Genomic DNA, 13,513 nt, shown 5'->3' on the forward strand with positions numbered 1-13,513 from the left:
TATTAGGTGTTAATCCTGATTCTTACCTGTTCCTTCCGATTGCAGTTTCTCCAAGTATTTATCCAAGTTGTCAAAGCGCTCGTTCCATATGCTTCGGTAGTTATTCAGCCAATGGTCCAATTCCTGAAACGGCTCCGACCGCAGCTTGTAGCTCCGCCGGTTGGCCTCCGCCCTTACCTCTACCAAGCCGGCTTCCAGCAGCACCTTCAGATGCTTGGAGGCTTGTGGCTGCCGAATGTCAAGACGTTCAGCGATTTCTCCTACCGTTAAAGAACCCTTCAGCAGGAGACTCACAATACGAAAACGGTTCGGTTCGGCCAAAGCGTTAAATGTTGTTAGTTCCATCTTGTAGTGATGACGGGTACAGACCCGCTGCGATAGCGTGTACGGTGATTGTCAGTTCTCTCTGTCCACGTCACCATCATCACCTCTTTTTTTGCTGATTTAATGGTGTGCCGTATTTCCTGATAATAATATACCACGATAGGAATATTCCTGTAAAGGAATATTTAAGTTATTTTTTGATTTTTTTTCACAAACAAAAAAAGCAATAAACGCGGGTCTTTTACTCAACCACGTCTATTGCTCCTTGTCATTTATCCTTCGTATTCCTTACTTAAAGAACACCTTGTCTATATTATATTTGGCCTTGAATTCATTAATGATATAGGTCTCATAGATCTCTCTATGAACGGCGTCTTCAATGACGCAGACCTCGATTCTTGTAACCTCTTCCCGATGCTCCTTGATCGGAGAGACGCTATCTTCGAAATGCTTCTTGATCCGCGGTCTGAGCTTTCTTGCTTTGCCAACAAACAGGAGCTCCTCTTTGCTGTTGTAGAACATGAAGATCCCGCCCCGATCTCTTGGAATCAGGTGAAAATCTGTAAATCCGTAAATGTGGCTCAACTCCGGAGCAGCCTGCTTGGTAATGGAAACGTCCACCTTGGGAATGGTTATATTGATCACGACTAACGCTCACTTCCTCAATCATATATTGATCTAAATCGTATCACTAATCTGCTTATTTGCCCATGCGGGAAATTCAAAATCACCCTTCTCTAGGCATCCGCATAGGATGGAAACTAGGTATGACTAATAACGATGGGGGTCTTTTTTATATGAGCATTCAACATTCCGGACACCAGGAACAAACCTTATATCAAGCCGAACCCAACATGACACACAACATCAAATCGGTTCGCGATCATATTCACCATCTATGCGAGCAGCATGCGAATCAGCTGGTTCGTGTCGAAACGCTCGACGGTGATGTTTTTGAAGGAACAATCATGCATTGCGAGAAGGGAGTTCTGTACTTGAGTCTGTCCGGGTACGAAAACCAGCGCGGCTTCGGTCCCGGTTACTATAATAATGTCATTCTCCCCTTAGTTCTCTTCGAATTGCTTGTCATTACGCTGCTGTATACCTAGAATTTGGGGACTGTATCCATGCTTGCCTTAGTTTGCAGCTTCAAGAGCAATTGCCAACCTATATAAACCCGATTAAGGAGTGAACCCAATATGGCATTTATGCCGCCGCAAGGACCTCAGGGACCACAGCAAGGGCCCTTATCCCCACCTCCAACCACGATCCCCCAACAACCTTTGGCCAGTGTCTTTGCTGTTGACCCGGGAGCGATCACAGGATGTTTGTTTCGCTTCACCTATATTTGGCCGAGATTTGGGCCTGGCTTCTGGTTTTTTCCGACCTTCGTCGGCCGCACCTCGGTCGCCGGTTTCCGATGGACGGGAAGAAGATGGGTCTTCTCGGGATTCGATTTAAGAAGGATCGAGTCGTTTACCTGTTACTAACCCTTATCATCATCAAGGGCTGAAGTCAGCAGGTACGATCAATGACCCCGGTGATCCACTTGCTCATCAAGAGAGTGCCCCTGCGGCGCTCTCGAGCTGCTCTTGCATCATGGACAAGCTTCCCTTAGCAGAGGCTTCCTCTTCAGGGTACCCATTTTCCCAAAAAAATAAAGTTCTTGATTATCCTCCGGCAACATTAAATAATATGTAACAGTCCCTCTTTAAATCCGATAATGAAGATTGGGATATACCATTAATAAACACAGCAGAAAGGTTGACTTGAACACCATGGAACTATCGCAGCACGCCACTGGGAAACAAAGCGCCAAAGAGCCCTTTCCCATCTCTATACTGTCTTTAACCGTTGGCGCTTTTGCTATTGGCATGACGGAATTTGTCATCATGGGAATACTCCCGAATGTCGCAGATGACCTGAATGTCAGCATCGCATCGGCCGGGCAGCTGATTACAATGTACGCCCTCGGGGTAGCCGTAGGAGCCCCTATTCTAACGGTTCTAACCCACCAAATACCGCAAAAAAAGCTGCTTCTGCTGCTCATGGGCCTATTTATTCTGGGTAACGGCATTTCGGTATTTGCTCCGAGCTATGCCGTTCTTATGGGTGCCCGAATGCTGACCGCGCTGACGCACGGCACTTTCTTCGGCGTGGGAGCCGTCATTGCTTCGAACCTCGTGCGGCCGGACAAGCGTGCCGGGGCGGTATCCATCATGATGGCCGGATTAACGATAGCCAATATCATCGGGGTTCCGATCGGCACCTTCATCGGCCAGACGATGGGCTGGCGCGCTTCATTCGGAGCAATTGCCGTTATGGGGGTATTGGCATTGATCGGCATTATGATCTTCATTCCGAAGCTACGTCAGGAACAAGCGTCAAGCATCACGCAGCAAATTACAGCCCTTATCAGACCACAACTCCTTCTCTTCCTGCTCATCGGGGCGCTTGGCAACGCCGGCCTGTTCGCCGTCTTCACTTATATCGCGCCGCTGCTGATTGAGATCACCGGCTTTGCCGAACCGAGCGTCACCTGGATTCTGATCCTGTTCGGCATCGGCGTAACTGCCGGTAATATCGTGGGCGGTAGGCTGGCCGACTGGAAGCTCCTGCCCTCCATACTGGGTGTTTACTTTGCGACAGCCGTCATTCTGACCATCCTCACCGTGACGATCCATAACCCGGTCACCGCCGTGCTGACCGTCGTATTGTGGGGAGCCGCCTCTTTCGCCGTTATGCCGGGAATGCAGGTGCGAGTCATGAATCTGGCCCAGTCCGCTCCCGCTCTCGCCTCTACGGCAACCCACTCTGCGGGCAATCTCGGAAACGCAGCAGGGGCCTTTATCGGAGGGTTGGTCATTACCCACCTAAGCTTAACGGCCCTGCCTTGGGTGGGGGCTGGTTTGGTGGGACTCGCCTTCATTCTGGGAGCAGCTTGTTATATGTATGAGCGCAAGACCATAGCGGTTAATGCTTAATGTGTCCCCATAGCTACAAAACGCTCGTTGCCACACAAGGCACGAACCATGTTGAAAAGGCGTAACCGGCCATTCCACCCCCGGTTACGCCTTATATTTATATATTCGATGATCCTTCTGCGTTTACAGAGCTTTGATCTCCAGCAGCTCGTACTTAACGATACCCATCGGCGCGTCCACGTTGACCTGGTCGCCTACTGCTTTGCCCATTAGCGCTTTGCCAAGAGGACTTTCATAGGAGACTTTATTGTTCAATACGTCGGCTTCTGCCGGTCCTACGACCTGATATTCAAGCTTCTCCGCAAACTCGATGTCGTTCAGAACGACATTCGAACCAACATTCACCGTTTTCGAGCTCACTTGATTGGCGTCGACAATCCGGGCGTTGTTGAGTGTTTTTTCCAGGATGATGATGCGCGTTTCCATAAACGCCTGGTCGTTCTTGGCCGAGTGGTACTCGCTGTTCTCCTTCAAGTCACCATAGCTGATCGCGAGCTTGATCCGTTCCGCTAACTCTTTGCGTTTTACATACTTGAGGTCATCAAGTTCTTCCTGGAGTTTATCATAGCCCTCCTGGGTCAAGATCAGTTCTTCTGCCATGTTCATCACATCCACTTTTTAATTTCTTACTTCTAGTGTACTCTTTATTTCGAAAATAAGCGAAAACTTTCTGAAAATCGATGGATGGAATATTTGGGATTTAAAACCAACAGCGGTATTGCCCCTACCCGAATTGAACCACTTGGACAGCTATATATGGAGGATTATTTTGAACAAATCAGGACCGTTGTATGCCTGCAGAGAGTACCATAATAGCCCCTGATTTCTCCGCAAGGAGAACCAGGGGCTATGCATGATAGAGGAATGGCGTGGCCTATCGGCACATGCATCCGTCGGCTATGATATTCACTGCCAATACCTTACGAACCCGCTTCGATATCAGCCTTCAACGCATCATATTGCTCCATCAGCTCACCCATGATCGGATGCTCACCGGCAATGCCGGTATATTGGGAAGCCGTGTCGCTTGCACCGATATCCCGGACGGATGCTTGCAGCTCCACACTCTCCGGATCTTCCGGAACATCGAACATCAGAGCCGCTGCCATGGATTTTGCCAAACTCTTGTACGCAAGCCCGCTTTCGAAAGCCAGCATGGCTGGCGACACCAGGCGGTCGCCCGGGGACAGCTTCCGGATCGGGGAGCGGCCGACGCGGGACACCTCGTCGGTCAGCGCCGGATTGCGGAACCGCTCCAGGATGGTATCGATATAAGCTCCATGCTCGGAAGGATTGAAGCCGTGTTTATGCACGAGCGCAGCTCCCGTCTCCTCCAGCACCGCACGGACATGACTCGCTACCTCTTCGTCCTTCATGGCGTCCTGGATCGTCTCGTAGCCCTTAAGAAAGCCTACATAAGCAGCCGAGCAGTGTCCGGTATTTACCGTGAACAGCTTGCGTTCAATATACGGCTCCAGGCGATCCACATAGTGAATGCCCTCCACAGGGACATAGTCCTTAAACATCTGCGAGCGGTCCACCGCCCACTCATAGAACGGCTCCACCACGACCTTCAGACGGTCCTCATGCTGCTGCAGCGGCACAATCCGGTCTACGGCCGCATCCGGAAAAGCAACCCGCTGATCGGCCTTCTGCTTCGTCTCGTCATCAAGCTTCCCGTAGACGTGCTCTTTCAGCTGCGTGCTGCCGCCGATGGCATTCTCGCATGCAATAATATGAAGGGGGGCGGCCGACTCCGCTTGCAGCCGGAGCTTCAGCCCCTCGGCAATGGTGCCGGCGATGAACTTCAGAATGTTCACGCCTACCGCCGTTGTCACGAGATCCGCTTCCGCTACTGCACGTGCAGCAGCTTCCGGCTCCGAGGCGCTGTTGAGTGCCGTGATGCCTTTAACGATCGTGGTCTCCTGTCCTTCGCTGGCCAAGGTTACGGGATACTCCCCGCGCGCTTTCAGCTCCGACACCAACTCTTCGTTCACGTCGATAAAACAAACCTCGTAACCGGCTTGTGACAGCAAGAGCCCTATAAAACCGCGTCCGATGTTCCCTGCTCCGAAATGGACTGCTTTCATGCGCCCATTCCTCCTTCGAAGATGGCCAGAATCTCCTCTTCGCTGGAAGCGTTCATCACCTTCTCAATGCTCTCGTCGTCCGTGAAGATCATGGCCACATTCGTCAGAATCTCCATGTGGTCACCACCGGCAGCCGCGATACCAATGACAATAAACGCCGGCTCATCTCCTCCGAAATCTACTCCTTCCGGGAAGCGAACGATGGACAGTCCCGTTGAGATTACCATGCCTTTAGCCTCTTTGGTGCCATGGGGAATCGCGAGTCCTCCGCCCATATAAGTGGAGGCAATCTCTTCGCGTTCCAGCATTTTATCTACGTAATCTTCGGATACATGGCCTGCCTGCACTAGCAGATTCCCCACCATGCGGATGGCTTCGCTCTTGCTATCAGCCTTTGCGTTCAGTACGACTTTATCTTTGGACAGTATGTTACTCATGTTGGTCTCCTTCTTTCTATGGTCTGTGATTGAAAAAATGCTGAAGCTCTTCCGCTAAATACGATCGAATTTCTTCCTCGCTGCCCTGCTCCATCAGCTCAATCAGCTCGGAGTGAAGCAGCATGGCGCTAATTTCACTGAGCACCTCCAAGCTCTCCTTCGGAAGCTGCTTCGGTGCCAGCATCAGCAGTATGACACCCGCCTCCGCCCCGTCCTCCAGCGGCGCTCGATGCGTCAGCCGGAACAAGGTTAGCGACGGCCAGGTAATATGGCGGCTGCGCGTATGGAACAAGGCCAGCGTCGTATCTGGAATGAGCTGGGTGCCCATCCGTTCGCGCTCAAGCAAACGCTCCTTCACCTTCTCCGCATCACGAACAGCCCCGCGCTCAACCACCTTAGTCAAAACTTCGCTCAATGTGCCCTGCAGATCATCCTGCCGATTATCCAGGTGGTACACATGAAAGCCATCCAACAGCGATACAATCTCGTTCATCAGGGCTGCCTGCATGCGCAGACGCTCGAATGATGCAACCTTACGCTCTTCCTCGATGCGCTTACTGGCAGCCATGCCCGCAGCCGGTTTCAAGGATGTGCTCTGGATGAATTGCAGCAGCGCCTCTTTATCATCCGCCGTGAGCAGCGGACTTAATCTCACATACCGATCCTTCGGCAGTGGAAGATCAATAGTCGAAATAATAAGATCATACTGCTCCTTCGGTATCCGGGCCGCTTCATACCACGAGACGTTGCCGAGCACCTCAATCTGCGGCATCTCCTTATTCAGCCGGGTCCCGAGAAGCCTTGAGGAGCTAAGACCGCTGGAACATACCAGGATGGCCTTCAGATGATGTCCCAGCTGGTTCAGCCGTTCGCTGGAAGCCCCGAAATGCATAACCAGAAACCCGATTTCTTCATCCGGGACCATCATGTCCAGCTTCATGTCATCGACTGAACGACGGACGATTCCGAACAGCTCCTCATAATCCTTCCGAATCGGGCTCAGCAAGGGATTCCGGATCCGGGTCCCTTCCCGAATCCTTTTCATGGCAGCCCCGAAGTGCTCCACCAGACCTGCCCGCAGCGTGCGGTCCTCCTGGAACGGAATGCCGGTGCGCCCCTGAACCCGTTCGATAAGATGCTGAGCGATTTCCACCATCTCTACATCCGTGAGAGCCAGTTCGCTGATCTCGGACATGTCCTTCGCTGATTCGAACAAATGAGCAATATATTTCATTTCAGGATCGTGAATATCTATCTTCAAGACTTGGCCTAGACGACTCGCGAAATCCTTTGCCTCCTCCACCGACGGGAGGGATTCACCATATGCCGTAATATCCGTCGTCTCTATGCTCCGCCCCTGCTTGATCCTGTTTACGGAAACCGATAACGCTATGAGCATCGCGGTATATGCACCTTCGCTAAGCCCCTCCGTCCAATCCCAGTTCATATCCCATAAACATTTCTCTACATCCAGCAGCACCGGTTTATCAATCATGGAGAGCAGACGTGCGGTCACCGGCTCGCTTTGATCACGATATCCATCCCCGACAAGATCGGAGTAATCCAAATATTCCTCGACAAGCCGACAAATCGCCGACCGCCTTACGCCTTCCGAGCCTTCAATCTCGATACCGTAGCCTCTGCGGCGAATTAGAGTAAGGTTAAACCGCTTCATCCATGGCTCCAGCTCATCCAGGTCATTACTGATGGTCGGCACGGTGACCTTTAAACTATGGGCCAAAGCAAACAGTTTGACGGGCTCAATCGCCTCAAGCAGGGCGCATAACATGAGGATTTTGCGCTCTTCCACGGAATAATCGGCCGGCTTGCCTGTAAGCAGGCGCTTCCGCAGCTGAACCATGTCCTCAGGCGTCTCCTCTTCCAGCCGGATGCCCGTTCCCGACTTTTTATGAATCAGAACGCCCGTGCCCTGCAGTTCCTTCTCAATCTCCTCCATTTCCCGGTGAACCGTCCTGACGCTGACCCCGACCTCAGCGGCTATTTCTGCAGCCGTCATGCCCTCGTTCCTGCTCATCAGGAGCAGAAGGATTTGTCGTTGGCGGGCAGTGATGTGTCCCAGACGCATGGCCCCCTTCTTCATGAAATGAAAGACAACGCCGGCGTTGCTACGCCAGCGTGTCATATGGTTTTAGGCTTATGTTAGTCTTTGAGTCGTTCCACCAGCTCATCATATCTCGGACTCTTCAGGAAGTTGTCGATGGAGATATGCTCCGCATTCGGATTCTTCGCGATGGCCCGCTCAGTGAGTGTCTTCTGGGTAATGACGATATCCGCGTCATCCGGTATTTCGCTTACCGCCGAGTTCACAACCGTAATATCGACGCCAGCCTGCTGCAACTTCTTTCTTAATACCGAAGCGCCCATCGCACTGGAGCCCATGCCGGCATCGCAAGCGAACACGATTTTGTTCACATTCTCTTTGTCCAGATTAGCTACAGCCGCCGAAGCAGGAGCGACTTGGTCGTTCATACCGCCGGCTTTCATTTCCTTCATTTTGGCGGATGCTTCTTCAAGGTTTGGCTCTTCTTCGGTCTTTTTGCCTGTTTTGAGCAGTAATGCCGCTACAGCAAAGGAGACAATCGTTGCAACAAGAACACCGGCCAGTACCGATATCAAGCCGCCTTTAGGCGCCATGGCGAAGTAAGCAATGATGCTGCCCGGCGACGCTGGGCCCACCAAACCCGCTCCAAGAATCTGGAAGGTGAATGTTCCGGCAACGCCACCCGCGATGGCAGCCAGGATCAGAACCGGCTTCATCAGAATATACGGGAAGTAAATCTCATGAATACCGCCCAGGAAGTGAATGACAACTGCCCCCGGCGCGGAAGACTTGGCAGAGCCGCGTCCGAAGAACCAATAGGCGAGAAGAATGCCCAGTCCCGGACCCGGATTCGATTCCAGCATATACAGGACCGATTGACCGATCCGTGCCGACTCCTCTGTGGCGATCGGACTGAAAATCCCGTGGTTGATCGCATTGTTAAGGAACAATACTTTTGCAGGCTCAACGATAATGTTGACCAGCGGCAGCAGGTTCGCATTCACCAGTACGTCAACACCGGCTGACAACGCTTGGGTAATCCCCTGTACAAGCGGCCCGATTCCGGTGTATGCCACCAATGTCAGCGCGCCGCCAATGATTCCGAGCGAGAAGTTATTCACGAGCATTTCGAAGCCGGATTTGATTTTGCCTTCAATCAGCTTGTCGAACTGCTTTAATACCCATGCGGCCAGCGGACCGACGATCATCGCGCCGAGGAACATCGGAATCTCCGCCCCGACGATAACGCCGACCGTGGTAACCGCGCCGATCACCGCACCGCGTTTGCCATGGATCATCTGTCCGCCCGTGTAACCGATCAAGAGCGGGAGCAGGTACTTGATCATCGGGTCAACCAGCGCTCCCAGATTCTCATTCGGGAACCAGCCGGTCGGGATGAACAGAGCCGTAATCAGACCCCAAGCAATAAACGCACCGATATTCGGCATCACCATGCCGCTAAGGAGACGGCCGAGCTGCTGTACCCTTACGCGAATGCCTTTGGAAGCGTTTGTATTTGTCTCGTTGGACATCGTATTGACCTCCTAGTCATATTTGAAAATAAAACGGAATGTAGTTGTGTCGCTTTCATCTGACATCTCTATGTTAAGTCACCCCGGCAAAAGGCTCAACGAAAGGAAAAGCGGGTTTCGTCAAGAATATTGTTGACAACTTTTAAAAGGATCATGTCGTTTTTATGAAAATACCGCCGCAACGCGGTTTCATTCGTAGATCAAGCCTGTCCCTTGATCCAACGCTAGCCATGAACGGCCGATACAAAAAAAGAAACGTCGAGCATCTCTCGGCGCTTCTTTTGCTTCAGCATCCTTTATTCTTCTATACAAAATGAGATAACACGAACACAGCCGGCGAGTTCCAATAGATGGCCACCTCGTTGGTAGAATAACTCTCCATCACATCGGCAAATGATGCTGCGGGCGCCTTTCCGGCCAAGTGCTCACGCGCATAGTCATCGTGAAGCCCATTGTTCGGCCCGCCGGAGACGAGGCCCGGAACCGGCTCCTCCACGCCATCGCCTTCGGAAGGACGATGATGAGGGTGCAGGATTGGCTTAGCCCCATACCCGGTCACATAACTCGTCCCCGTCACGTTAGCCCCGAACACATAGTGGATATGCTCATGAACATGCCGATCATAATCTTCGGAACCTGACAGTCTTCCCGCCACCAGCAGAAGCATCGCGTGGTTCAATACCACCATATTGCTGCCCCAAATATATTGATCCGGCAGCAGCGAGATCCCATAGCCGTCCCGGTCGCTGACAGCGGCAAGCTCATCCGCACGCTGAAGCAGACCCGTCATCAGTTCCTTTGCCAGCGCGGGCTCTTCTTCCCGCTCCGACATCAGATAGGCGAAGGTTCCATAGCCGCCCATGTCCGCCCAACCCAATTCGTATTTCCCGAATGAGCCCTGCCTGGCTAATGCTTGAAAAGCCTCATGGTACCGCGCCTCGCCCGTTGCGCGGTATAACTCTGCCGCGGCCCAGTACCGTTCATCCGCATCCTGGCCGTCGCCGTATTCACCTGTAGCGATATCTGGCGGATTGCGGAATCTCGGCATGTCGGGATGCGCCTCCAGCCATGCCCAGGCCCGTTCCGCTGCCTGCAGACAGCTTGCGGCGAAGGCTTCATCATAGGGAGAATAGATCCGCGATGACATCGCCATGACTCCGGCAAAACAACCGGTCGCCGTTGCGGAGATCGGCGACAGATACAGCGGAGCCGTATCGTCCTCCGGCATAACGTCTCCCGCCGGAAACCGCAGGGTCGTGAGTTTATGGAACACGCCTCCCGATTCCTCCTGCATGCGCTGCATCCATTCCAGCTCATACCGGCATTCGTGAAGCACATCCGGCATGCGACCGTCGCTTTCCGGCAGTGGCAGCCGCTGCGCGAACGCCTCCGGGTAAAACTCGAAAGCCAGCAGCAGGTCGGCTACCGCTTTGGCACCGGGAACGACATACTTGCCATAGTCGCCGGCATCATGCCATCCTCCCCAGGCATCCACCTGCCGCGATGCCTCTCCATGAACGATGGCGGGCGTAAGATGGCAGGCTCCGTGTTGCCAGGGTCCGGCATGCAGCTCATCCAGTTTCGTCCCGCAGCGGAAATAATAGAACGCTTTCAACAATGCGCGGTGCGCATCCCTGTATACCTCGTCGGCTATGACAAAAGGCACCGACGCTTGCCCATGCTCCGTCTCGATCCGATACGTGCCGGGCACTGCCCATGCGGTGAAATCCCCCCGGCTTACCGTCTGCCCGCTGGCCACATCCTCGATGGCGGGTGATGTTTGGCCCTGCCAAACCAGCTCGCCATTCAACGCGTGGACGATATGAAACCGTCCACCTTGACCGGCAATGACGGCAACCTTGGCATCCTGGCTGCGATAGCCTAGCTGGTTGACCGCAATGCTGTTATGCTGTCCATGCCTATTATTCATGCTCCCCTGTTCATCCCTTTCCGATTGTCGATTCGAAAGTTCCACGCTTTACAACTTCGATAGCGTTTGCCAATCCCCTCTCATCCGCGATATAAAATGCAATGCAAAATGAAGCAAGCCCTTCCTGCCCATGAGGAAGAGCTTGTCTGTTGCGTATTCATCTTTGTTTCATTTGAGTCCTGACAATCACGTTTAGCCATCGGCTTGCGTCTGCAAAATATAACCTTTTCCCCGGATGCTCTCAATGTCCAGAACGTCTCTTGTCTTCTTACGGACCCGATAAATCAGCGCATTCAGCTCCTCCGAGCTCACATCGGGCACTTCATCCGTTCCGTAGCTTCGCTCGGGCCAAACGTATGCCTTGAGCTGATCCTTGGACACAAACTGTCCTTGGTGGTTGATCAGCAGCTCCATGCATTTGTACTCTTTTTCCGAAAAAGCGTACACATCCTCGCCGTATACCAGCTCCTGCTTGAACGGATTCAACCTAAGCCCACGTGAAGCCTCGACTGCAGCCAGCTGTTTGATGAGCGGTGTAATGTCCATCGTCTCATCCATGCTGAGGATGGAGAAGGACAACACGATCAGATCTCCAGCGAGTACAATGGTATCTCCATGCTGGAGGGGAATTTCATCATGGGGGACCAACCGTTCCTGATTGACGAAGGTACCATGCTTGCTGTTCAGATCCTTAATGCTGAACTTCCCGTTTCGATACAGCAGCGCTGCATGCCGCCGGGACACAAAGATATTATCAAACGCGATATCCGGATCAAAATGCTGGCCCTTGCGGCCAAGCACCGTTATGGGTTTGGTCAAAGCTATAACGTCCCCACGCTCGTAGGGATTCCCCCGCTCCACCATCAAAAAGGAGGATTTGTCCATCATGCTCCCTCCCGTTCTTATATGCTGCTCATTGTGTTTATCAGTACGCTATTATGCAATTGTTATGATCCAGCTATTGAGTATGCGCCCAAAATCACTAAGATTTATGGAAGAAGGATTTAATATAGAGAACTTAGATAGAGATAAATATAAATCTACTACTGCATATTGTATACGATTTTGGGGGATTGGATCATGCGAAAACTAAAAAAATGGAAGAAAATCATACTGTTTTTCCTCGTGTTGTTTGTATTTCTGTTTGTTAATAATACATCCCTGTTCACCAAAGACCGTGACGCCGAGCCGCTGCTGCTGGCGCATCGGGGGCTTGGTCAAACCTTCTCGATGGAAGGCATTCAAGCCGACACTTGCACTGCCTCCCGCATCTATGTGCCGGAGCATGCTTACCTGGAGAACACGATCCCGTCCATGAAAACCGCATTCGAAGCAGGTGCCGATATCGTTGAGCTGGATATCAAGCCAACCAAGGACGGACAGTTCGCCGTGTTCCACGACTGGACCCTGGAATGCCGCACCAACGTGGAGGGCTCGGTCAACGATTATACCATGGAGCAGCTAAAAAACATAGACATCGGGTATGGTTACACCGCCGATCATGGAGCGACATATCCTTTTCGAGGAAAAGGAGTCGGGCTGATTCCGTCGTTAGACGAGGTATTGGAGGCATTTCCTGACGGTTCATTCCTGATCCATATCAAAAGCACCGACCCCGAAGAGGGAAAACTCCTGGCAGAGTATCTGTCCGGACTGCCGATGAAGCGTCTCAGCCAGCTGACCGTATATGGGGATGACGAACCGATCCGAGCATTAAAATCACAGCTCCCATCCCTACGCGTCATGTCGATGGGCACGCTGAAGAGCTGTCTCGCATCCTACGCCGGAGCCGGCTGGAGCGGCTACCTCCCATCGGTCTGCCGCAACACCCAGCTGCATATACCGGAGAAATACGCCCGTTACTTGTGGGGATGGCCGGATAAATTCCTGAACCGTATGGACAGCATCAATACACGGGTCATCCTCGTCGCCGGGGATGGCGGCTGGTCGGAAGGGTTCGACTCCGTGTCGGATTTGGAGCGACTGCCGGAAGGCTACAGCGGCGGCATTTGGACGAATCGGGTCGACGTTATCGCTCCGGAGCTGACCATCAAAAAGAATGAATAATCGAAGGGAAAGCCCCTCGCCCCGCTGCGGGGCTTTTTTTATTTTCACGGGATGCAGGGCAAAGTTTTTGGGACGTTTTTACCGATT

Annotated in this window: 13 protein-coding genes; 4 read left to right on the forward strand and 9 right to left on the reverse strand. The window is 52.5% G+C overall.

Annotated elements, in window-relative coordinates:
- Positions 1-9: 9 nt before the first annotated feature.
- Entirely contained in the window at positions 10-345 is a 336-nt protein-coding gene (locus DP091_RS08440; RefSeq protein WP_113057908.1) for an ArsR/SmtB family transcription factor, read from the reverse strand.
- A 267-nt stretch (positions 346-612) separates the two neighbouring features.
- Entirely contained in the window at positions 613-969 is a 357-nt protein-coding gene (locus DP091_RS08445) for a nucleotide excision repair endonuclease (RefSeq protein ID WP_113057909.1), read from the reverse strand.
- 152 nt (positions 970-1,121) lie between these two features.
- Between DP091_RS08445 and DP091_RS08450 the strand changes: the two genes are divergently transcribed.
- The 3 genes from DP091_RS08450 to DP091_RS08460 all read left to right on the forward strand — a co-directional run bounded on the left by DP091_RS08450 (position 1,122) and on the right by DP091_RS08460 (position 3,308).
- Positions 1,122-1,433, forward strand: coding sequence for a hypothetical protein (locus DP091_RS08450; protein WP_113057910.1), 312 nt, complete (start codon positions 1,122-1,124; stop codon positions 1,431-1,433).
- Between the two features lie 215 nt (positions 1,434-1,648).
- On the forward strand, positions 1,649-1,837 hold the full coding sequence (locus tag DP091_RS31285; protein ID WP_181469752.1) for a hypothetical protein: 189 nt from the start codon (positions 1,649-1,651) through the stop codon (positions 1,835-1,837).
- Positions 1,838-2,102: 265 nt separating this feature from the next.
- Complete coding sequence (locus DP091_RS08460; protein WP_113057912.1) at positions 2,103-3,308, forward strand: MFS transporter; 1,206 nt, start codon at positions 2,103-2,105, stop codon at positions 3,306-3,308.
- Positions 3,309-3,431: 123 nt separating this feature from the next.
- On the opposite strand, the gene greA is transcribed toward DP091_RS08460, so the two are convergent.
- The 7 genes from greA to DP091_RS08495 all read right to left on the reverse strand — a co-directional run bounded on the left by greA (position 3,432) and on the right by DP091_RS08495 (position 12,247).
- A complete protein-coding gene (greA, locus tag DP091_RS08465; RefSeq protein ID WP_071220557.1) occupies positions 3,432-3,908 on the reverse strand; it encodes a transcription elongation factor GreA in 477 nt (158 codons plus the stop codon).
- 320 nt (positions 3,909-4,228) lie between these two features.
- Complete coding sequence (locus DP091_RS08470) at positions 4,229-5,398, reverse strand: mannitol-1-phosphate 5-dehydrogenase (protein WP_113057913.1); 1,170 nt, start codon at positions 5,396-5,398, stop codon at positions 4,229-4,231.
- Positions 5,395-5,835: a PTS mannitol transporter subunit IIA gene (locus DP091_RS08475; protein WP_113057914.1), complete on the reverse strand. Its 441-nt coding sequence runs from the start codon at positions 5,833-5,835 to the stop codon at positions 5,395-5,397. The genes DP091_RS08470 and DP091_RS08475 overlap by 4 nt, the downstream gene beginning before the upstream one ends.
- A 16-nt stretch (positions 5,836-5,851) precedes the next feature.
- Entirely contained in the window at positions 5,852-7,978 is a 2,127-nt protein-coding gene (locus DP091_RS08480) for a BglG family transcription antiterminator (protein WP_306438099.1), read from the reverse strand.
- Positions 7,979-7,995: 17 nt separating this feature from the next.
- Positions 7,996-9,429: a PTS mannitol transporter subunit IIBC gene (locus DP091_RS08485; RefSeq protein ID WP_113057916.1), complete on the reverse strand. Its 1,434-nt coding sequence runs from the start codon at positions 9,427-9,429 to the stop codon at positions 7,996-7,998.
- 304 nt (positions 9,430-9,733) lie between these two features.
- Complete coding sequence (locus DP091_RS08490; protein WP_113057917.1) at positions 9,734-11,359, reverse strand: glycoside hydrolase family 9 protein; 1,626 nt, start codon at positions 11,357-11,359, stop codon at positions 9,734-9,736.
- Positions 11,360-11,551: 192 nt separating this feature from the next.
- On the reverse strand, positions 11,552-12,247 hold the full coding sequence (locus tag DP091_RS08495) for an FHA domain-containing protein (RefSeq protein ID WP_258394440.1): 696 nt from the start codon (positions 12,245-12,247) through the stop codon (positions 11,552-11,554).
- Between the two features lie 192 nt (positions 12,248-12,439).
- Between DP091_RS08495 and DP091_RS08500 the strand changes: the two genes are divergently transcribed.
- Positions 12,440-13,426: a glycerophosphodiester phosphodiesterase family protein gene (locus DP091_RS08500; protein ID WP_113057919.1), complete on the forward strand. Its 987-nt coding sequence runs from the start codon at positions 12,440-12,442 to the stop codon at positions 13,424-13,426.
- The last annotated feature ends 87 nt before the right edge of the window (positions 13,427-13,513 follow it).

Source organism: Paenibacillus sp. MDMC362 (assembly GCF_003269305.1).
GTDB lineage: Bacteria > Bacillota > Bacilli > Paenibacillales > Paenibacillaceae > Paenibacillus_AQ.

What these genes read in the sequence shown, in the direction of transcription:
- DP091_RS08480 (WP_306438099.1), bottom strand. Translation starts at nt 7,978, where the DNA reads ATGACACGCTGGCGTAGCAACGCCGGCGTTGTCTTTCATTTCATGAAG.
- DP091_RS08500 (WP_113057919.1), top strand. Translation starts at nt 12,440, where the DNA reads ATGCGAAAACTAAAAAAATGGAAGAAAATCATACTGTTTTTCCTCGTG.
- greA (WP_071220557.1), bottom strand. Translation starts at nt 3,908, where the DNA reads ATGGCAGAAGAACTGATCTTGACCCAGGAGGGCTATGATAAACTCCAG.
- DP091_RS08485 (WP_113057916.1), bottom strand. Translation starts at nt 9,429, where the DNA reads ATGTCCAACGAGACAAATACAAACGCTTCCAAAGGCATTCGCGTAAGG.
- DP091_RS08475 (WP_113057914.1), bottom strand. Translation starts at nt 5,835, where the DNA reads ATGAGTAACATACTGTCCAAAGATAAAGTCGTACTGAACGCAAAGGCT.
- DP091_RS31285 (WP_181469752.1), top strand. Translation starts at nt 1,649, where the DNA reads ATGTTTGTTTCGCTTCACCTATATTTGGCCGAGATTTGGGCCTGGCTT.
- DP091_RS08490 (WP_113057917.1), bottom strand. Translation starts at nt 11,359, where the DNA reads ATGAATAATAGGCATGGACAGCATAACAGCATTGCGGTCAACCAGCTA.
- DP091_RS08495 (WP_258394440.1), bottom strand. Translation starts at nt 12,247, where the DNA reads ATGATGGACAAATCCTCCTTTTTGATGGTGGAGCGGGGGAATCCCTAC.
- DP091_RS08460 (WP_113057912.1), top strand. Translation starts at nt 2,103, where the DNA reads ATGGAACTATCGCAGCACGCCACTGGGAAACAAAGCGCCAAAGAGCCC.
- DP091_RS08440 (WP_113057908.1), bottom strand. Translation starts at nt 345, where the DNA reads ATGGAACTAACAACATTTAACGCTTTGGCCGAACCGAACCGTTTTCGT.
- DP091_RS08470 (WP_113057913.1), bottom strand. Translation starts at nt 5,398, where the DNA reads ATGAAAGCAGTCCATTTCGGAGCAGGGAACATCGGACGCGGTTTTATA.
- DP091_RS08450 (WP_113057910.1), top strand. Translation starts at nt 1,122, where the DNA reads ATGAGCATTCAACATTCCGGACACCAGGAACAAACCTTATATCAAGCC.